Origin of the sequence: Nostoc sp. 2RC (assembly GCF_014222165.1) — a bacterium.
Taxonomy (GTDB): Bacteria; Cyanobacteriota; Cyanobacteriia; order Cyanobacteriales; family Nostocaceae; genus Nostoc; species Nostoc linckia.
The window spans coordinates 1-21,865 of sequence record NZ_JACKZU010000108.1; the positions used below are offsets into that span (position 1 = coordinate 1).

At 38.7% G+C, this 21,865-nt stretch carries 15 protein-coding genes; 8 read left to right on the forward strand and 7 right to left on the reverse strand.

Annotated elements, in window-relative coordinates:
• Window positions 1-294 precede the first annotated feature (294 nt).
• Genes GNE10_RS14465 through GNE10_RS14475 form a run of 3 tightly spaced genes read right to left on the reverse strand, consistent with a single transcriptional unit; the run spans window position 295 to window position 6,376 of the window.
• Window positions 295-900: a 4Fe-4S single cluster domain-containing protein gene (locus tag GNE10_RS14465; protein WP_185565772.1), complete on the reverse strand. Its 606-nt coding sequence runs from the start codon at window positions 898-900 to the stop codon at window positions 295-297.
• A 2-nt stretch (window positions 901-902) separates the two neighbouring features.
• Window positions 903-4,760 carry a tetratricopeptide repeat protein gene (locus tag GNE10_RS14470; RefSeq protein ID WP_185565773.1) on the reverse strand — a complete coding sequence of 1,286 codons (3,858 nt, stop codon included), beginning with the start codon at window positions 4,758-4,760 and terminating at the stop codon, window positions 903-905.
• 56 nt (window positions 4,761-4,816) lie between these two features.
• Window positions 4,817-6,376, reverse strand: a complete 1,560-nt coding sequence (locus GNE10_RS14475) for an Hsp70 family protein (RefSeq protein WP_185565774.1) — start codon at window positions 6,374-6,376, stop codon at window positions 4,817-4,819.
• Window positions 6,377-6,751: 375 nt separating this feature from the next.
• Here GNE10_RS14475 and GNE10_RS14480 point away from each other — a divergent pair, with 375 nt between their 5' ends.
• The 5 genes from GNE10_RS14480 to GNE10_RS14500 all read left to right on the forward strand — a co-directional run bounded on the left by GNE10_RS14480 (window position 6,752) and on the right by GNE10_RS14500 (window position 12,406).
• Entirely contained in the window at window positions 6,752-7,636 is an 885-nt protein-coding gene (locus tag GNE10_RS14480) for a TRAFAC clade GTPase domain-containing protein (RefSeq protein WP_185565775.1), read from the forward strand.
• 28 nt (window positions 7,637-7,664) lie between these two features.
• Entirely contained in the window at window positions 7,665-8,795 is a 1,131-nt protein-coding gene (locus GNE10_RS14485) for a hypothetical protein (protein ID WP_185565776.1), read from the forward strand.
• 2 nt (window positions 8,796-8,797) lie between these two features.
• A complete protein-coding gene (locus tag GNE10_RS14490) occupies window positions 8,798-9,787 on the forward strand; it encodes a TRAFAC clade GTPase domain-containing protein (RefSeq protein WP_185565777.1) in 990 nt (329 codons plus the stop codon).
• A 182-nt stretch (window positions 9,788-9,969) separates the two neighbouring features.
• The gene (locus GNE10_RS14495) at window positions 9,970-10,968 is read left to right on the forward strand and encodes a TRAFAC clade GTPase domain-containing protein (protein ID WP_185565778.1); all 999 of its coding nucleotides are present in this window, start codon (window positions 9,970-9,972) and stop codon (window positions 10,966-10,968) included.
• A complete protein-coding gene (locus tag GNE10_RS14500) occupies window positions 10,961-12,406 on the forward strand; it encodes a hypothetical protein (RefSeq protein WP_185565779.1) in 1,446 nt (481 codons plus the stop codon). Before GNE10_RS14495 ends, GNE10_RS14500 begins: the two co-directional genes overlap by 8 nt.
• Window positions 12,407-12,441: 35 nt before the next feature.
• Here the strand turns inward: GNE10_RS14500 and GNE10_RS14505 are convergent, their stop codons facing one another.
• From GNE10_RS14505 to GNE10_RS14515, 3 genes are read right to left on the reverse strand one after another with little or no spacing between them, the layout of a single operon-like run.
• Window positions 12,442-13,245 (reverse strand): hypothetical protein, encoded by an 804-nt coding sequence (locus GNE10_RS14505; protein ID WP_185565780.1) that lies wholly within the window; start codon window positions 13,243-13,245, stop codon window positions 12,442-12,444.
• A gap of 3 nt (window positions 13,246-13,248) precedes the next feature.
• Complete coding sequence (locus GNE10_RS14510) at window positions 13,249-15,795, reverse strand: AAA family ATPase (protein WP_185565781.1); 2,547 nt, start codon at window positions 15,793-15,795, stop codon at window positions 13,249-13,251.
• Between the two features lie 14 nt (window positions 15,796-15,809).
• Complete coding sequence (locus GNE10_RS14515) at window positions 15,810-17,297, reverse strand: hypothetical protein (RefSeq protein ID WP_185565782.1); 1,488 nt, start codon at window positions 17,295-17,297, stop codon at window positions 15,810-15,812.
• A gap of 433 nt (window positions 17,298-17,730) precedes the next feature.
• Between GNE10_RS14515 and GNE10_RS14520 the strand changes: the two genes are divergently transcribed.
• Window positions 17,731-18,204, forward strand: a complete 474-nt coding sequence (locus tag GNE10_RS14520; protein WP_185565783.1) for a hypothetical protein — start codon at window positions 17,731-17,733, stop codon at window positions 18,202-18,204.
• A gap of 124 nt (window positions 18,205-18,328) precedes the next feature.
• Here GNE10_RS14520 and GNE10_RS14525 read toward each other — a convergent pair whose 3' ends face one another.
• The gene (locus tag GNE10_RS14525; RefSeq protein WP_260446881.1) at window positions 18,329-19,141 is read right to left on the reverse strand and encodes a DUF3991 and TOPRIM domain-containing protein; all 813 of its coding nucleotides are present in this window, start codon (window positions 19,139-19,141) and stop codon (window positions 18,329-18,331) included.
• A 334-nt stretch (window positions 19,142-19,475) separates the two neighbouring features.
• On the opposite strand from GNE10_RS14525, the gene GNE10_RS14530 reads away from it, so the two are divergent.
• Window positions 19,476-20,417, forward strand: a complete 942-nt coding sequence (locus GNE10_RS14530; protein ID WP_185565784.1) for a hypothetical protein — start codon at window positions 19,476-19,478, stop codon at window positions 20,415-20,417.
• A 1,000-nt stretch (window positions 20,418-21,417) separates the two neighbouring features.
• On the forward strand, window positions 21,418-21,693 hold the full coding sequence (locus GNE10_RS14535) for a hypothetical protein (RefSeq protein WP_185565785.1): 276 nt from the start codon (window positions 21,418-21,420) through the stop codon (window positions 21,691-21,693).
• Window positions 21,694-21,865: the final 172 nt, after the last annotated feature.

The window sequence follows — 21,865 nt, forward strand, 5'->3', positions numbered from 1 at the left end:
AGCTTTGAACTATATGTTGTCCTAGTACAAAGTGAAGTATTTCGTGACCGTTTGGCTAAATTATCGTTCAAATCACACGATGGGTGGTAGTTAGGTCGAGGGGGAGATAATACTCCCCCTCGACCTAACTGATACCCTACTTGGCTGATTCATTAGCTTTACTTATGTTACAAATTGCACTAATTCATTCAAAACTGGTACTTCAAATCACCAATTTTAAATAAAATTCCACTTAGACAGGTATTCATTACACAGCGATCGCAAAAGTTTTCGGTCTACTGAATGTGGACAGACTTACGTTAGATTTTCAATTGTTTGCTCGAAGGCTCTTTGAAAATTATGCGGGGGTATGCCAACCATTAGAGCCGCGTCATTGCATAAATGAATCTCTACATTACGTTCACGCTCAAGAAACAAACTGGCTTCCGGCAAATATCTTGGAGACAGGAAATGAACTACTTGGTTGGAAGAACCACGCCAACCCTTGTTGTCATTAAGCTCTTGTATATATTGTCCATCAATCAGGACATCAATAGTATTGAGAACTTGGTTGATATTGCGATCGCCTTTTGAGCGCAGTTGCTCTATAGTAAAACCTGTAAAACAAATGATAGATATATCTCTTTGTTCTCTCAAAAGAGTGAATAGCTCCAATAAAGCCTCTGCTTGAAGCATTGGTTCACCTCCTGAAACTGTTATCCCTTCTGTATTCAGAGTAGACAGTACCATATCTGCTAACAGTTTCGGTTCGATTAAAGTTGCTGTTATCATTGGTATCCAATCTGGAGAAATGCAGTTTTGGCAACGAAAACAGCAACCTTGAACCCAGATTGCAAAACGTTGGCCTGGGCCGAGAGTGTGTGTAGCAGGACAAATTTCGGCAATATTTAAAAGAGACATATTTAAAAGGTATAAATAGATCTTTTCTTCGCTTCTTCATGTACAGTCCGAGCATGAGAGAGTTCTTTGTCTAGTTCAGCTAATAATTGACGAACTTTTTCTATAACACTATCTACTTTTTTTCTATCCAGAGGTAGATTTTGACTCAGAACATCATCAGCTTGATAATGAGTACGAAGATGACAATATATTTCATCTGTTTCTTCTCCATATTTGTTGAATTTTTCAATCGCTGTTTGTAATTCATCCCATTTTTGCTTATAATTTTTTCTTTCCTGTTCTAAATCATTAAGAACAACTACTAAAAGTTCAGATAGTTTTGCACATTCTTCCTGAGTTAGCCTAATTAATTCTTTTGCAGCTGTCTCTAAAACTGATTCGTGTGCCAAATTTTTTTGCTGATAGTTTTCAATTTGTGCCTCAAAAAGTTTTTGCTGCTCTTCCAATTCTTGCATCTTCTCTTTCAGTTGATTATTTTGCTGTGTCAAGTTTTTCAGATCGTTTTCCATCTGAGCGTTTTGCTCTTCTAATTTTTCCTTCTCTGAGAGTTTATTTTCTACCTCGGTAGATTGTTCTTTAATTTCTTGACTCGGAACCGTTGCTTCGTTATTGACTGGCTGTTCTCTTGGTGATGCTTCTGAATTACTAGCATCTGATGTAGTATATTCAGGATTTGGATAAGAAGGTTCTTTTTTATTAGAGTTACTAAGTTTTTTATAATTATCTATTTGAACTAAAGCTCTCTGAATCATCACAACTTTTTTATGTGAATCACCATAGGCAATAGTATTAATTTCTAGAGCCTGACGATATAGTTCTTCTGCTTCGTCAAATCTTGTTAGTAATTCATAAACATGAGCAAGATTACCCATGTTATTAGCAATACTGGGGTGTTTTTCGTTAAAAATACTTTTTCTAATCTTTAGCTCGTCTTCATGAAACCCAGCCGCTTCTAGATAAGACTTTTGTTCTGCCAGATATTTTGCTAATTTACTCAGAATATTAACGATATTTGGATGTTCGTTGCCAAGAAGTCTGCGGCTTACTTCCAATAACCTTTTGTATAAAGCAACTACCTCATCATCACGACGTTGAGACTTATAAAGTTCAATTAGTCTCATTAACCCCTCTGAAAAATCAGGATTAATAGACTTGTCTTTACTATATATACCAATTGCCTGAGCATACATAGACTCCGCCTCTTCTTCGTGGCCAAGAGAACGGTTTAACTCGGCAATTTCCAGCATATATTCACAAACATTTGGATTATCTTTTCCAAAAACCTCCTCTGCAACTGCTAACGACTTTTGATATAGAGGTTTTGCATCTTCTTTCCGATTTTGGCTAACTAAAAAACCAGCTAAAACAGATAATTTTTCACCTAACTTAGGATGGCTATCTCCTAGTGTTTGTTCAAATATCTGAATAGCTTCTCTATATAAATTCTCGGTTTTTTCGTAGTCTTTCTGGAAAAAGCTAACATCTGCAAGAACACACAGCAATTCACCATACCTCGGGTGACTTGTACCAAGTACAGATTTGTACATTTTTTCTGCTTTCTTTAGGTTTTCTTGTGCTTTCGTCAGGTTTGACTTTTTCTCGGCTTGATCATCAGATCCTCGTTCTAGATAATTTACTGCCAAACGCAATAGAGATTCTGCAACATCTGTATGTTCTTGTCCGTAAATCCGTTCTTGAATTTCTAATGCTTCTGTGTATAGTATTTCTGCTTCTTCATGACGACCTTGTGCAGTGTAAATTGAACCAAGGTTCATGAGGTTGATTGCATGAGTAGGATGTCCAGTATTATCTTTAGATTTATTAATTTCAATAGCTTTTTGGCAAATTTCTTCCGCTTCTTGATGTCGCCCTTGGGCAAGATATACTTGTGCTAAATTACTCAAACATATGGCATATATGGGATGTTCATCGCCAAAAGTATTTTCTACAATCCCTTGAGCCTGTTCACAAAATTCTTCAGCAGCATCAGTTAAACCTTGCTCCAGGTAAAGAGTAGAAAACTTGATAAAAGTATCAATAATAATTACAGGATGTTGCTGTAAGTATTTCTCATGTTCTCCAGATTCAAAATCTCCCAATGCGAATAGTCTTTCATAAAGTTTTTCAGAGTCTTTATATTTTCCTCGAATCCGATAAACATCAGCCAAAGCACTTAAACTTGGAACCAGATCTAGACTCAAATTAGGAGTGAGTTGACGGTCTTGTTTGGCAACTATTTCCTCCATAATTATTAAGGATTCTCGGCAATAATTTTCTGCATTTTCAAAGTGACCTTGAGTAGCTAGTAACTTTCCTAAATCACTAGATACATGAGCTTGAAAGGCAGCTTTAGCATCTTCTTCATCAAAGGCATCCTTTGCTTGTTGCAGTAGTTCTATCAGGTATTTTTCTGCTTTTCTAAAGTTACCTTGTCGTAAATATATATGACTTAGTTCGTATCGATTCCAAAGCGAGGCTATGTCTTCTCTGATATCACGACGTGTCATTTCTTCTTGACATTGTTCTCCCCAGTATGCTGCCTGAGCATATATTCCCAAATAAGAATATATCAGCAGCAGCCACGTATGAGACATGACAATTTGACTACCGTCCATCAGATAAGAGAAGGTTGTTGCTATTTCTTCAATGTGTGTAATAACGAACATAGGTGGAGTAGTTTCTGCTGCATCAGGTGCTTCCCCACTTAACAGTTGATTTATAAAATTCACCATCGCCCCGCAAAAATCTTTTTTGAAATCATTTGCGCTATTAAATTCATCACACTTTTTTTTTATGAACTCGCGAACTAAATGGTGAAATTGATATAAACCAATTTCTTGACGTTGTAAGAGGCTAAATTTCATTAGCCAGTCATCTCTGAGTTTTTCTACATTGGAAGGTTTCTGTTCTAATTGTAAATTTTCAACCATCCACCACGGAATAGGTGCAAGAGCAAATAAACTCAACAAATAACCAAGTTGTTTTGCATCCTCGCTCAATTCTTGCCAACTAAGTTCAAAAGCAGCAGTAATACTATTAATAGCTTCTTGTGCCAGTTTTTCTTTTTCTAGTCGTTTCTGCATTTCTAGAATAGATAAATCCTGTTTTCTATCTAGATAACGACCTACTAACTCTAAACCCAAAGGCAAATAATCAAGCCATTTACAAAGCTTCTTCGCATAATCCATTTCTTCATCAATACGTTTATCTTCTCCTCTCAGACTTGCTCTCAGCAGTTTCACAGCAACAGACTCATTCAAAAAAGGAATTTCTAAAAATTTAATCCTAGATAGCCCATAGGTTAAACGTGTTGTAATTAGCACCTTAAAACGGGATCTCTGAGGTAAGTAGTTTTGGATTCTGTCAAAATTGTTTACGTCATCAAAAACAATTAAAACTTTTCCTTCCCGCCAACGTGACCAACAATATTCCAACTGATTGCGGACATCTAAATCTTTTGGAGGGTCAATACCTAGAAGAGAACGAGCAAAGTTCAAAATGCTTTTGGCTACATCTATATCTCTAGCTGGAAGCCAGCAAATACCACCTTCATAGCTTTCTTGGTATTGGCGTGCATATTGAATAGCTAGCTCAGTTTTGCCAATTCCACCAGTACCATAAAGGGCAATCGGAACGTATGACTGCATGAGTTGCTCATGGATGATTTTAACTTCCTCTTCACGACCGATAAACTCTGTAGCATTGGGAAAAGGAACATTCATCGGAAAATCCGTAGGCTGTGAATTTACAGAGCTTAACCCAAGAATATTATTGGTCATATTCTGAATATTTACCGGACTTCCCTGAGCCACTAAGGCTGCTTTTTCTGTAGAGATAGAATAGCTTTCATTACTTGACATAATTTAGTTTCCTTAATGGTTTGTATATTCACTTAACAATAATTAAAACTTTACTTTTACTTTGGTGTGAGAATATCTGCAAAGACTTCCAATTTGCACTCTAAGCTCTGTTTATTTTTACAGTCTTCAATCACTAAATACAATATGTTTTCATGGCTGAATCGCATTCCTACTCGCCAACTGTTATTCCCAGAATATTTTGGTAATTGTCTACCATCTAGTTTTACTTCTTTTAAAATATGCCCTTGTATGTTGGCATCTACCCACACAGTTATAGTTAACAGGTTTCCTGTAAATGCTGTTAGCAAAGGTTTGTCGAGAAATTTGGTATGTAGTAAGTCATCTAAATTTGTGCCACTTTGGATAATCGGAATCAACTGTTGTTCTTTTTCCGCATGAACATTTAAATTTTCCCCAACAATGCCAAATGTATATGCACATCTTTCAACAGGATCAATTAAGTTATTTGCTATGAGACAAGCGCCGTGGGAAATAGCAAAAGCACTGTGAGTATTGTTGAAGCTGGGATCAAAATGCGGGTCGTTTTCTTGAATATCCAGAGCTTGCAGCAGCGCATTTTGAGCTAGGATAAATTGGGAGAAAGCACCTACGAGAAATAGAAAGTCAAAGGATTGTTGATGGTGCTGCATCCAATTATGCAAGCGTTGACTCATCTGGTGAATTTTGTTTTGCATAGGTGCAAATGCTTCACTGATTTGTCGGCATTTAACAGCATATCCACCACCAAAGCAATAGAGGTTGTATTCTGCCATTGCCTCTGGCATTTTCAAATATGTCATCAGTCTGCTAGCACTTTTTGGCTGGGAGTTAAGTTTTTTTAATTCTAAATCCCTGAGCAAACGCATAAATTCAGGGTTATCTTGAGTTAAAGCATTTCCATGTTTTTGAGTATAGGCTAATTGTACACATCGGCGATCGCAGGCAAAATCTGCATCTGCTTGTGAGTCTGAATAAAGAACTTTGACTTTGTTTGTTGTACTGATGGCACACAAACTCAGGCTCAAACTACTACTCCCCAGATGACAAACTAACAGGTTGCCATGTGTTTTTAGGTGCTGATGTTGCTTTTGCCAAATCCAGTATGCAGCAGCAGCAACAACATCACTAATTAATTGAAAATTATTTGCCCCCATGCCCAGTTTGTTCGCTATCAGATGCTCTAAATCTCGTTTTTCTGGACTGGCAATATCTTGGTAATAGCTTTCTGGGATAGCGATAACTAGATTGGTAATCTTACCTTTTTGTTGACTAAAGCTAGAACTCTCAACTGCTGAAGAAAATAACAATTTACGCAAAAAATCTGCGGTCACAGTTATGCGATCGCGCTGCTGTTTTTCCTCATTCCAATACTCTGATATCTGAAAAAGAAGTTGCTTTTCACAGTGCCTATAGGACTCTATATTTCGGTTACAGATTACCTCAGTAAGAGCTGCATCACCAATTACTATGCTATCACCATCGTATATAATCCAGTCAGGAATGCGCTTTTGTCCAGTATCAGAATCGTACTCAAAGATATGTAACTCACCATTCTCTAAGTAAGAAACTACTGAGTTAGCCGTACTAAAGTCAAGCCCAACTTGATGTGAAAACATAAAAGTTAATTTATAAAACTAAACATTAAGCTGCCTGCTGTGTGCAGTTACGTCGCTAAAACATTAGAACAAGCACCAAATGACAAATTTAAGATTTACTTGACAAATCAAGTCTTACCATCGCTTTTAAGTATTGTCGTAATAGTAGGTAGCGAGCAACTGTAAATATCAGGTTATTTTTTGTTTTGATTTTAACTTAATTTTAGAAAACAGTAATGTGCATTGTTTTTCTTTTAGTGATAAACTAGCCATTAATCCTAGTAAATACCTGTTTTTTTACTACGGCGACATAAAAAAACGCTCACTGATTAAGTATAGAAGCGTCAAAAATAATACAGATTTAATACAATTAAATTCTATTAACAACCTAACAATATGAGAATTGTGGAGATTGGTCATGAAGGAGTTGGAAAAACAACATTCATGGCATCTATGTACGGGATATTACACAAAGGCATTGAAGGATTTAGTTTACGGGCAATTCACATCAACGATCACAACAGGCTGATCAAACTTGCCAAAAATATAGAACAGAATAAGTACCCTGCGCCTACAGACCAAAGGCAGGAGTATCAATTTTACTTACAATATCAGGGTCAAGATTTTTTCCCCTTTACATGGGCTGATTATCGGGGGGGAGCTATCCGAGAGACTCAAGACAGCGAACAAGCTAGATTGTTACAAAAGGATTTACAGCAAGCAGATGGTGTTTTAGTCTTTTGTGATTGTCAAGCTCTTGTACAGAAAGACGCACGCAGAAATCAAATTCGTAGGATGACTGCACTGATGACAAATGCGTTGAAAAATATAGAGCGTCCGATTGGACTAGCAGTTGTGTTAACAAAAGCAGATTTAGTTGATGAAATTAACGAAGATCACCTCCAACCCTTTGAAGGATTAACTAAAGCTATAGAAGTCAGTGAATATATTGCTAGTATGCGGATTCCGATCGCCTGCGGTTGTGAACCGATCAATGTTCCCATACCTCTACTGTTTGTACTCTACGTAGGGATCTATATCCAAGCTAATTATCTAGGCCAAGAAATCGAGCAACATCAGCAGATGGCAAAATATTATGAACAACAAACTCACGGTTTTGGTGGTTTTGTACAAGAGCTATGGGATATCGTTCAAGGCAATACAACTTACAGAGAAATGTCTCAAGAGAGTCTAGAAAAAGCGATCGCCAAATACAAAGAATTAGAACCTCTGATTGCACCTGTAGAAGCATTGGAAAAATATCTCTCGCTTGGCGAGTAAAAAAATTATTAAATCAGGAGATAAACAGATGTCTCGTTGGGCTGCGATCGTCTATGGTCGAACTTATGAAGTTGATTTTCGCCTCTTAGCTCTTCCTCATGACTTTAATAGGACAGAAACCGATTGGCTTATGTCCCATATCCAAACCATGACTCGTCTTCCAGAAGAGCTACCAAGCAAGCCGCGATGGGCTGTTTTCACAAATGACAGACTTTGTGTAGTTGGTGTAGCCTGTATGGCGCGTGACCTTGGCGAGCCAGTCAATAATAACGCTCAAGATATCACCAGAGACCAAAGAGGACGACCACTTTACACTTTTGTTGGCTACGCGACAAGAGTTACAGACCAAGACATAGTTAAAATTCCTGACTATTTGCCTGAAAATTTCAGCTTATTTAACCCTCCTTACTATCAGTATGTAACTGCAAATTGGCTACTCAAGTCTTATGATGATAGAAGCAATGTCCCTATTTCTACAAACTACCAAGATTCTCTCCCAACAGTTGAAATTCCTACCGAATTAGATACAAGAGAATTTAACTTAAATTTAGTGGAAAATAACAAAGTATACCTGTGGCCCGATCGCGATCCAGAAAGGTATTATTTATGGGCTACAGCTGCCAAGCAAATTCGAGCAGGTAACAACGTTTCTCTATGCATGGGTCTGGCTTCAGGAAGTAATGCCATCAATGGTGCTTTCCTCAACGTCACAGCCACCGATGTTACCGCCCCACAAAAAATTATCAGGATGCAAGAAAGAACACCTGTTTCTTCGCCAGAATTAGCTTCTGAACCCAGTGAACCCAGACCAAACTGTCAAACCTTTAGTAATAAAAAAGACAAAATTATTTTCGTATCATTACAAGTAATTGCTGCATTTATAGGAGCAATTAGCGGATTTTTAGTAGCTAGAATCTGGGGAGTAGTAAATGATAAGGTTGCCATATATACTTTGATTGGAGGAGTTATTGCTTGGATTCTCATGCTTTTTGCTTTGACAGTGAATCTGCTAATTAAAAATAATTCCTCTGTGAAACCTAGATCTCATAAACATGAGCGTGACTCAAACGTTTCATCATTCAATCAAGATAGCGTACTTGGTTTTAGAGATAAAACCGAGCAGGATCGGACAGAAGAAGATGATATGGGGTGGAGATAAGAATGCGAATCATCATGCTTGGTCACACAGGAGTTGGCAAAACTACTTATATGGCATCCCTTTACGGGAGTATGCAGCAAAGCATAGAAGGATTTAGATTAAAAGCTGTTGAACCCGAACATCACAAACGATGGATAGAACTTGCCGAGCAAATTCAGCAGGGTAAATATCCGACATTGACAGACCAAAGACAAGAATATAATTTCTATTTACGGTATCAAGGTAAGAATATATTGCAGTTTGCTTGGGCTGATTACCGGGGTGGAGCAATTTTAGAAACTCAAAAAAGTGACCAAACAAAAGCTTTGGTGCAAGACTTAAAAACAGCAGATGGCATTATGCTGTTTTGTGACTGTGACGCTTTAGCTCAAGGTGATTCTCGCAGCAATCAAATCGGCAGGATGACAACACTTGCTAGTCAGGCACTACGAGAATTAAACCGTCCCATGTCTTTGGCGATCGTTCTCACTAAGACTGACTTAGTGATGGATTTTCAGGTGGACTTACTGCAAAGTCTGAATGGTTTGATTGCAGCTATTAATGCCAATGACTTTGTATGGGGTGCGTTGCTTCCCATCGCCTGCGGTCAACAGTTACGTAATGTGCCTATGCCTTTGCTGTTTGTTCTTCACGCAGCTGTTGTTTTTCAAGCCACAACAATCTATGCAGGGGTTGAGTCTCATACAGAACTTGCTAAATCCTATGAAGCACAAAGCCGAGGGTTTATAGGAATGGCAGATTGGGTGATTGCCAAACTCAATAAACAAGAAACATATCAAGAAATGGCAGCCAAGGAGAAGCAACAAGCGCTCAAGAAGCAACAGGAATTGCAAGAAATTATCGAACCAGCAAAGTCTTTATATAACTATGTCCAGAAGTTGCCTCTGATCAAACCCGGACTTAACTTAAATGACTATGCCAGACTACTCTCAGAAAATAAAGGTGGGTTGATAGAAAATGCTGAGAATAAATTGGATATCTGGATAATTTAGATTTGTAAAATATTAACTAATAGTTTATTGATGAGGCAAATCTGAATAAAAGTCATAGTTTTTGATAGATTAAGTGTAAAACTTTTAATTTTATACCCAAAATAATCTGATTTTTAGAATCGAATTTTATCTAGCCAAATCAACTCTTATAGTTGCACTGATGATTAACAAAGGAGATATTTATGGCAGCTGAGGCTAAAATTACAATGCTAGGTCTCTCTGGAGCAGGAAAAACCTGCTATATGTTGGGACTATACGCAACTATGCAGTTAGGGTTACAAGGATTCACCTTAGCAACCACTGACATGGATGAGGATTTAAGATTGACTAGCTTATGGGAGAAAATGGTTGATGAAGAAGGAGAAGATCGTTGGCCCCCACCAACAGGTAGCGAGCCATATCAATACGAGTTTGATTTCAGTTATGGTATGAGACCACTGATTAGCTTCGATTGGTTAGATTACCGAGGTGGAGCGATGCAAAGTACTTCTACACAAGAAGATTATAAAATACTCCTTAACCGTCTCCGAGAATCGAGTTGCGTGTTTTTGTGTGTTTCTGGAGAATATTTACGGGAAGAAATAAGTAGTGACACCCAACTTGGGTTAATAAAAAGAAAAGCAGGAATTAGTAGAATGAACATTTTCCTGACAGATTTGACAAAAAATCTGAAGGATAGCCAAAGACCGTTTCCGATTGTGATTGTAATTACCAAGTACGACCAATGCGCTGAACGGGCACAAGATAAGATATCCAGAGAAAAATTATTTGACGATATTAAGAAAATGTTTAATACATTATTTACGCCCAGTAAAGATTGGCTGGTTATGCTCTGTCCAGTTAGTTTAGGTAAAGAGTTGGGGAAAGATAGTTTAACAGGAAAAATAGATCCTAAAAATTTACATTTACCTTTGGTATTTGCACTGTATGCAAAGCTCCGTGAATATGCGATGACTGAACAAGAAAAGGTCAATGAAGCAAAAATTAGGTTGGATACATTAAGAAATGGCAATTGGTTTCAAAGATTGTTTACTGGCGACGATCAACGCGCAGCTGAGTCGTCTTTAGGAAATTATCAAAATCAGCTGCAAGAGATTCAACAAAGAATGGCTTTATTAGCACAAGAACTTACAAACGCACAAATATTCCTTGGCGGGAAGGAGCAACAAGTCGATGTCTGAAGAAACTTCCGATATTATTCTCGATACACCAAAATCTGTATCCAAATGGGCACCCATTATCTACGGGCGTACCTATGCTGTAGATTTCCGTTTTTTGGTGATTCCGCATGACTTTGATGACAAGATTAAAGATGAGTTATGGGAATATATTAAAGTCACAACCCGTGGAGCAGAAAATCTCCCAGGAAACCCACGCTGGATATTTATAAGAAGTAAAAAACGTTGCGTGGTTGGTGTAACCTGTATGGTCAGGGATTTAATAGGTTCCCAAGCGAATATTACTCCAGAGGATTTAACAAGAGATAAACTTGGGCGACCATTATATGCTTTTGTGGGCTATGTTTCGCAAGACTCCACGATTACTGATGCCCCAGCTATGAATCTGCAATTGTTTGCCAAGCCTTACAAAGAATTTGTCCCACAAAAATGGCAAGAAATTTATGCTGATATTGGCAGAAATCAAGCAGATGCACACGAATTGAAATCACAGTATGATAGAGAATTTACTCTAGAAGAATTGCCGAATCAAGACTTAGAAGCCAAAAATATTTCTATTGAGCATTTGTTACCAAATAGCCAAGATTCAATAATATTTTGGAATATTTCTGATGCCAAAAATATATGGTTTACTGCCTCAAACAATAGGGAATTTTTAGCACTTTGTTTTGGAAATTTTATCAAGAAGGATTTACTTTCTTCTCAGTTTATAAATGCTGTAATTGATGAGGTGGAAGTTAGGGAGGAAATTGGAAAACAGATAGATTTTAACTCTCAACCTGAGAATTTAACATATATATCTCCCCCTCAATATGGAAACAAACAGGTTCATCAATCTGGTCGGGTTGGTCAATTCGAGATTCATCCCCAACAAGTGGGAGATGATATCAATCTAGAGATAGATTTGGAAGTTGAGAACATTGTTAGTGCTTCTAAACAAGCTCGAAACTTTATTAAGGATACAATTGGAGAGGGGGCAGCAAATACATTTGATTTTATAATGCGTAACACTGCGGGAAGGGTAGCTGAATTCAAGTATGGAAATGAAACTGTTGATAAGATGTATGAGCAAATAGTAGGTGTTGATGAGGAAACAAAATTAAGGAAATATATAGATGAAGTCTCAGAAATAATAAAACAACTAAGAGAAAAAAGAAAAGACCTAATGAAAGAAGGTAGAGAAAATGAAGCCCATGAATTAACAAGGAATATCAAAATTTTACAATATCAGATAGAAGACACAAAACGGGAGCTTGCTAACATTAAGCATTACCGTTCTCGAAGAACTGACCAATCAACTCAGCCAAGGCAGACTGAAAAGAGATTTGCAGCCGACCCCAATTTTGGTTTTAAGGAAAAAGAAATTACGGAAAATAAACAGATTGATAGCGAACCCAATACAAAAAAAATAGTGCAATCAAAAGATCCGTGGGAATTGTAAGCTAATAATTGTACTAGCTCCTTTAATTTCACCATTTATAAGTCCCATATACCACCTTTCTCAGGTTTTAAGCTTGATAGCTTTTCACGGAGACGTTCTCGCTCATCTTGAACTTTCTTTAGTTCTGTTTGTACTTCTTGTAACTGTCCTTGTAGGCGACGACGTTCTTGTTCAACGTTGAGCAATTTTGCCTCGGCTTGGGAAAGGTCTGCTTTCAGTTGAATTTGGGTACGATTTGCTTGATTCTGTAGTTCTGATTTTTCGGTTTCTAATTTTTTGATATTCTGTTGAAGAATTATTTGTTGTTGTTTGAAAGATTCTAAAGTGCCTTGAAACTGCGATCGCTCTTGTTCATGCGCCTTAATTTTCTTTAAGAGACGCTCGTTTTCTTGCGTTAGTTGTGCAACCTGATTTTGCAGATGCGATCGCTCTTGTTCAATTTTTGTTTTCTCCTGAGTGATAGTCTCTGTTTGCAATTGGAGTTGCGATCGCTCATCTGTAAGTCCTTGCAATTTTGTATTCAAATCGTTTTTCTCGTGATTGAGAGATTCTATTTTTGATTGTAGATGCGATCGCTCTTGTGCAAATTCTGTTTGATTTTTGTGTATGACAGTCTCTAACTTGATTTTTTCTTGTTGCAATTGTGCAATTTCTGGTAACTGTTGCTGATTCACCCAAATTTCTCGTGCCCAGGTTAACTTTACCTTCTCTTTAGATATATACGCATCAGGTATCTGCCCCACAAATGTCAACGGATAGGGTGTTAAATCCCAGCTACAAATTTGGCAAGTTCCCTCACCTTCTAAGTATTTAGAATTGCAAACAGGACAATTGTTCATAATTTAGTTCAAACTAGGAATGTCGCTAATTGCAAAAGTCAGCATTGCTTCTCCAGTTAAATTCTCTCGCGATATTCTATTCTTCAACTGCCGAAGCATTTTTTCGTAAAAATTCCGCACATCTCGTCCATTGCCGAAGTTTCTGCCACGAAAATTATACATTCTATAAAAAACCTCTCTCAACTTATTCTCTACTTTTTCTGGACACTTGATTTGATTTTGCTTGCATAGTCCCATGAAAATGTCAAAAAGTTCTGTGCGGTTATAGTCAGGAAATTCAATCCTGTCACTGATTCGTGAGGCGATTCCCGAATTAGCGTTGAGAAACTCTTCCATTTCTAGAGAATAGCCCGCAAGAATCACTACCAGACGATCGCGATAGTCTTCCATCATTGGTACTAGGGTATTAATTGCTTCTTCTCCAAACTTCGACCGAGCTAAGGAATAGGCTTCATCGATAAACAGAACACCGTCTAAAGCAGATTCAATAACTTTTTTGGTTTTAGGTGCGCTTTGTCCAACATATTCTGCAACAAGGTCGCTGTAGACCGCTGGCACAAAATGTCCTTTCCGCAGTAACCCCAAAGCTTTAAATATTTTGCCAACTATCCGCGCCACAGTTGTTTTACCTGTACCGGGATTACCGACAAACAGCATATGTCTGGTTTCTACAGTACTAACTAAATCATAGCCTTCTGCTTTTAGACGTTGGTTGGCTCTTTCGGTGTTGACTAACTCATTGACTCTTTGCTTAACATTTTGCAACCCAATCATATTATCCAGTTCTTGCAAGATTTGCCGTAGATGATCTTTGTCTTTGACTCCTTGCTTGCTGATTTCTCGCTCTTTGGGTGGCAAATCCTCTAACTCAAAGGGTTCGTGGAAGACATCTAAATTCTGTTGTAAGATCCGTTGCGATCGCCTCTGATCCATTGCTTTAAACAGATTCTCGACAAGTCCAGCGTTACCAAATTGGTCATCTCGCTCTTCATAGAGTTGGGTAAATAAATTTACCAGTGCTGTTTCTAGCTGAGGCGCAATGATTCCTTGTACCTCCAAGACTTTCTGGCGAAAGATAGCCATCAGTTCTTCTGGTTGATAATCTTCAAACAGAATTTCCGTGGGAAATCGTCGCTTTAGTCCGGGGTTAGAGTCGATAAACTCATTAATATTGTCAGGATAACCGGCAATAATTACAGCTAATCGATGCTTGTCATTTTCCATACGCTGGAGTAAGGTATCTATGGCTTCTGAACCAAAACGATCGTTTTCTCCTTGGTTAAGGCTATAAGCTTCATCAATGAACAGAACTCCATCTAAAGCCCTGTCGATCGCAGTATCTGTCTTCATCGCTGTTTCACCGACATATCGACCTACCAAATCTTTACGCGCCACTGGTACAACGTGTCCCCGTTGTAGTAAGCCTAAATCTCGATAAATTTCGCCAATGAGTCTAGCGACTGTAGTTTTACCTGTTCCCGGATTACCTTTAAACACTAGATGTAAACGAGGTGGTTCTGTCACTAGACCTTTCTGCTGACGTATTTTCTCAATTTTCAATAAGTCTGCTTCTTGTCTGACCACTGCTTTGACCGACTGCAAACCGATCATTTTCTGGAGACGCTCTAAAGCGGGTTCGGTAGATATACTACTTGAAAGCCACCCCCGTTTTCTCGCTTCTTGCAGAGAAATTGCCTCAGCTTCATCAAAGCGATTGTCCCAGTTCTTCAAGGTGTAATTTTCTGCGGACATCCATTGCGACAGACGTTCAATCGTCCCCCAGTCAACAGGCTTGTTTTTAACAAGACGAAAATAGTGAATTAAATGCTTAATCTCATCGGCTCTGGGACTGCACACACGGACAATATTTAATGATTGCCCTACTTGTTCTTGATGCAGTAAGAAGTTATGCAGGTAGGTAAAACGATGACGCTCACAAAATTGTGCCAGAACATTGCGATTATCACAGTGAAATACAAAAATACAACAATTTCGATTTCTAGCTGGCAGACGCGACCATTCAACAATACGCCCGAATAATTCCTGTTGTTCACTGAAGTCGGCTAAACCTTCAGCATTAGTAAACACAATTGCCGATCGCGGCTCCGGCTTTTCCATCGCGGTCTGAAAAAATTCAATTACTCTACCATCGTTCATCAACGACGGGGCTTGAGAAGTAACTTCAGCACAAACAACAGACGTAGGAGCAACAGGCTCAGACTTATTTTGTAATAGGTTTTTGCTTTTCCCCAACGGACTTTGCTGGATTATAATTTCATTGCTTGTCGGTGGTGATACATTGGTAGAAACGGGTTCAGGTAGGCAGCGCTGACAAGATTCCCGATCTAGAAAATAAAGTTTGCGATGTTGATTAAAGAAGAGGATACGCTGATATCCCTGAGACTGGAGGTATTGGTGTAATACCCATTCAATATCATGCAGCAGTAAATCCGGTGTACAAAATTCGTCGCTGGTGTTTGCGCCGTAAAGAATGATAAAGTGATTGCCTGCTGTTAAGTTCAACCCTGCCGTAACTCTCTCAACAGTCATACCTATACTACTTTTTATGATTCTTGTGCCGTCTGATTTATCTGTTCAGTTCTACTAATCCTTGGTTGCAAGGCATTTTGGAATAAAATTTCGATATCGCTTCTCGGTTGCTCGCTGCATTCTGTGGTTCCTGGAGTTTCTATACCCTGAGATTTGAGAGCGTCGAAAATTGCTTCCGCATTTCTTTTTTGTGCAGCTTCATCCCGTAAGATTTTTCCCTGAGAATTAATAGAAACTAAATTCTTACCAAACTCCTGATCAGGGCTAATGATGGTGACTACCTCACCTCCAGTAGCATCTTTCAACCTTAATAAATAAGCCTGACGTTGATCGCTCTGGGCATATACAGCATCTGCATCATTTACCAACCTATATCCCATACGAGCCAAAACACTCGCTACTTTGTCGGCAATTTCTGCCCTTAACTGCGAACTCAAAATCTCTTGCTGTGCCTGTTCTACAATCTCAGCTAAACGATGTTGTAGGTTGTTTTTAATATGATCAGCAATTTCCTTGATTTCCTCTGTCGTTAAAGATGAGGCTCCTTCTTGCAGACGGGTTTGAATTTCCTGGAGTTCTTGTTCGTATTTTTTGAGGCTGCCATTTGTCCAGTAATCTACTTCTAAGCTAAACTTTTGCGATTCATCGCCTTGCCCAATTTCAATTTCATATTTCTGATTGGCTTGTACTTCGGCAATTAGACTTCTTAAATCTTCTAAAGCAGCATTGTAGCGGATTTCCCAATCGTACTGCTTTAGCTCCAGTTCTAAACGCAAGTCAACAAGTTTAAAGTAGGTTTGTTGGCTAGTGGCGATCGCTGCTTCTAGGACACCATTTTGAATATTATTTTGAGCCAGTTTTATCTCCCGTGTGAGGTCATTGAGTTTACCAGGAGCAAAGCGTTGATGTTGGTAGTTGCGATCTATCTGCTCCCAAATCGTCTGTACGTCGTCCAGAATATCCTGAGCTAAAGTAGCCTTATCCTGTTTTTCTTGCTCTAGCCGTTGCTGCAATTGTTCGCGTGCTTGACGCTCTTCGTCTATGAGTTCTGTAAACTTCCGATCGAGATTTTGATTGAGTTCGAGATACTCTTTCCTTTGTTCTGCTGTAATTTCGAGAAATACGCGGCGTTGCTCATTAAAACCCTCGCGCATCCCATCTTTTAGACGTTCTACCTCAGATTTGAGTGCTTCTTGCTGCTTACTTTCCGAATCACGAATTGCTTTTTGGAATTCTTTGCGTTGTTCCCGCAAGCGTTGATGAGTTTGCAACTCTAAAATTGCCAAATTACTTTTGAGTTTCCGAGCTTCCTGCTCCTGTTGTTGCGATCGTTGTTCCAAAGGCGCAAGACGTTGTTGTAATTCTCGATTCGTCTCTTCTCGGATGGCATTCAGACGCTCCGGCAGGTCTCGCTGTAAAGAGCGCAATCTACTGTCTTGTTCGCGTAATCTACGCAGTTCCTGCTCTTCGACATTCACATAGCGACGCTTCTCTCCACTCATAGCCATCTCCTTGCTATCTTCATTTAAGAAGCAGCCTCAAAGTTTCGTTTCTATTGAGGACTAATTTTTCAAATAACGCGCAAAAAGCTAGGTTAGCAAATAGGTCATGACTTGCAAAGAATTGATTTCTCTGTAGTCATTGAAATGTTTTAAAATCTTAATAAAGCATCTAAAATAGCACTCCTCAGAGAATAAAATTAATCTAGAATATTGATATTTCTGATGAATGACACAAATTTTTAAAAAATTCACAAAAATGTATCACTAATCCGTTAGTATAGCAATAATTTTTACTAAATTACCCAGGACAAGCGTGCGATTTAGATGTATCTGACCAACTATTGCCTGAGTTAGTAGCTGACACCATACTTAGTGACAAAGCATAGGATATGGTGAAGCGAGTGATTGAACTATTGATAAAGGACTAGGTTCTATGGAAGCAATGACAATGACGGCTACGGCAATTGGTACTCTGTTTCTAATGAAGATTGGCGAGGGGGCAGCGACAAAAGTTGGGGAACAATTTGTTGAGAAAATTAGGGAGTTGCTATCACCAATAGTGCGTGAAAAAGCTAGTAAATTGCTATCACTGCTTCGTATCAAACTTCCAAATACAGCAAAGGCTATAGAACAAGCCCCTGATTCTCCGTTAAATGTAGATGTGGCTGAGGTTGAGATCAAACAAGCTATCCAGAACGACGGTGAACTTGCTCAAGCTATCCAGGAAGTACATGCAGTAGTAAAGGCAGATCCAAAGCTCGCTCAAGCGGTTAAAGAAGTGGTAGACGATTTAAAGTCTAAACCATTAACCAACCAGAGTTTTACAAACATCATCGAAAAAGTAGTGAACTTGGCTCAGGGAACAGGCGCTAGCATTAAAATTGATAACCAAACCATACACCTTTGACTAAGTCACCTAAGGAGGTACAGGCAAAGTTAAATCCCAACATTTTTTTATAGCTATTCTTTTGTCAATAAGCAATTATACTGGAAATGTCGTACAATCGCGGTTTGGTTTCCAGTAGCGCTATTCAATCGCGTTCCAATTCTCGGTGCTGTTTGCGTTTTTCTTCCTGCTTCCACAGATGCTCCAATAACTCCTCATTCCAATCTGCCGCTTTTGGCCGCATCCTAGTAGTATATGGCAGCAGTGGTTTGATAGCTTGCGCCATCTCGTTTCCAGCATCATCTCTATTGTAGGCAGCTATGAGTGTGGGGATTGTCTTGAGAAACTCCACAGGCAGACTCCTAGAACTATCTACTGCCATGTACATTGTCCTTTGTTGGGGCTTTTCTCCCAGTGTTTGGGCCTCCAACATGGCAAAAGACAGTGCATCAACAGGAGATTTACATAACACTACTCTCTGTATTTCATCACTTGGTTGTCCTCCCCAACGTATATAAAACCACCCCTCAGTACGTTTGGTGCCAGTGGCATATCCCATGAAAGTATTGTCTTCACCTCTCGTCCCCCTCAAAAACGCCCCAGTAGTTTCACCATTCAGCCCTCTCATCAAAAACACAGCATTTTGTTGAGAGTCTGCATAAACTAACCCACTTGTGTGGAGGTGTTGCACTAATTTTGATGGCAATCCCCGTTTCTGAGTCAGATAATTATGAACTGCCTGCCAGTTAGTTTCGTCCTCGACAGGGGTTACAAACTGAGGCGTTGGTTCTGTTTGGGCAATCTCAATAGCTTGTTTCTTGGCATGGTGGGTGACGGCTCTCTCCATAAGAGACTCACCAAAGCGGTCATTTAAAGTCGCGATCGCTTCTTTAAAGTTGCACCCCTGTACGTGCATCACCAGGTCGATAGCTGTAGTTGAACTCACGGATTTTGCCATAATTTGCAAAAAACCTTTAGATTTCTTTGTAAATTTTCAGTTTGACTCTGAAGGGATATCTGAAACCCGTGATGAAACTATTTAATCGCAAAAAAGGGAAATCCATAAAAATAAATCCCCAGCCTTTGTGGTTTTGAGTGGGCTCCCGTCAGTTATTCGTTTTAATAAGGCTGGAGATTTATTTACTGGTAAGTGCAAAAGTACATAAAAATTGAATTTATGTGCCTGTGAAAAACTTACAGACAATACTTAGATCCTTGTTGCAATCAAGTCAGGCATTGCTGATATTGTATTTTTAAAGCATAGACGTTAGCTTCCTAAAAATGCGGGAATAATGATTTATATTCTATGGTTTACTACAATGAGTATAAATTATATTAAAGTTGTCCCCCCGATTCCGCTGAACAATATTCCAGCTCCTTGGAAGCAAGCTATTAAAGAACTAAACCAAGTTCCACCACCGCTACCTTTTTGTAGCTCTCCAATCGAGCTAAATGAAAATATGCCAGATACAGATGAAAGAACTGTACTTTACTTTGTTGGTAAAGATAAATCAAATTTGAAACCTAAAATTTCTATCTTACCCACACTTGCTAAAGCATCTAAATCTGGTAATGAATTATCAAACTATACACTGCAACTTTCACTCCTCAACCAACCAACCCTTCAGCTTCATGCAGATATGTTAGATGCTGATTGGCGGATTGAACTGTATTTGCTTGTTAAGAAACTGTGGAACGATAAGCTGGAAGTTCCCGTCTCACGCAAACTAGCTAAACTGTATGAGCCTGGGAGTAACTTGCTGTGTCAATTAGTTCAACTATGCACTAGTTGTTTTGAAAGCAAGCATCATCTAACAAAACCTTACAAGCACGCCGCAGACTGGTTTTCAAAAATCATTCAGGAAGCTAAAAAACTTGACACTAAAATTACCATAGCGAACAAAGCGAAAGGGAAAGCACCCGTTATTGATGAGATGCGTGAAATTGTAGATCAAATGCGTGATGGAAAAAATCCTGTTAGCGAAAAAACCTCACCGCACTATTACAGATTAATTGAGGTTGCTCTATCACTAAATAAGCTTGAGGTTGGTCTATCACTAAATAAGATTTCTAAGTTGAATAGAAGTCACTGGAAAGCTTTTATTAGTAGTTGTTGTCAACGCATTCAAGCAATCGAGAAACCGACTTGCCAAGAAACATTTGTAAAAGATAAAAAACTTGTATGTCGGGTACCAGGCCCAGGTAGAAGAACTTATCTGCTCCTTAAGATATAGTAATCATTATTGATTTTGTTGAGAGGGCAGAGAGCCAGGGCGGCCGCATCATGTCAACAAGACCTCTTTATTCTCAATAAACTCAGAAATAGTGTCATTAACTTTTGCTTGTTGACAAAGATTCAGGCGATCGCATCGAGTCTTGGAAAGTAAACCAAACCCAAAATCATGGTTTTTTCGTTGCTTATTAATTTTAGTTGTGAGCAAGAGTAATTTAGATGCGGCCGCCCTGGGCAGAGAGCAGAAGGGATAAATTCCTTCTGCTCTCTGCCTTTTTTGCTAAAGCTAAGGCACAAACCCGAAATAAATCCCCAGCCTTCTCCTGCGGAGACGCTGTGCGAACGTGGGTAGCTCGTGGGCTCCCGTCGGTTATTCATTTTAATACGATGAATGGATTTATTTTTATGGATCTCCCTAAGCTAACCAAAAAATGGCTGAGTAAGCATCCCCGCTCTCCATAAATTGAACTTTCCCTTATATACCCTTGGGCCAACATCTTAAAAAATGGGGAGGCTTCAAAACAACTCAAGTAACCGAGGTGATGAGGGTCTGACACGAAAAAAATGGGCAGGCTTATTAGAATATGCGTGTTGTCCCCCCGATAAATCAACTTGATTGAAGCCTGCCCATTTTTTAGGGGACAATGCGTGAATAGACAAGCAACCGAAAAAAGCCTCCCCATTTTTTATAACTTGATGAATACCCACGACTAATAGTGTTGCGAGTCAGATACCCCAACTCATGGAGAGTTCAATTTATTTTTGCTTAAACCCTAAGCTTCTTAGATAAAGGTTTGGTTCTTAGGAAAGGGGCCCGTGCTCTACCTTGACTCAATGTTCCTTCCTAAACTTTAGAAAACTTTATTTTTTGAAAGCTTGATTCAGCAAGGGTTTGAAGGCATTAATCTGAAACAATTGCTTCTATACCTTTTACTAGATTAAAAACAGATTGTTGACATACGAATTTGTTTTTTCAATCCGCTAGTAAATGAAGACATATTATGGTAATGACAACTAAAAGTAATTGTAAAAAACTTCCAGCTAAAAGAATTAGGCAACGTGAACCACGAGAAAATAAAGTCATCCGCAAAGGATTAAAGTCAATGCGTGGTCAACCAGAAGCCTATGATGAAATGAAGAAAATTGTTTCTGTTAGCTTAACTCCTACAGCCTTAGCAGGAATAGACAAAATCAGCCGGAATTATATGATTTCTAGAAGTGAATTTCTGGAACGCATTGGCAGATGTATTATCTTAATAAAAGATATAGATGATTAGGCTAATTGACCTCGCTTAGAGCCAAGACATGATAATAGCTCTCAGCAATTAGCTGTTAAATAATAGCTCAATAATCAAAAAGTAAAAATCTTCAAGTTTTGGAGAGATTTATTTGTGGTTAATAAATGAGGAATTATATATGTTTAGGATTTATTTAAGACCAGATATTTAT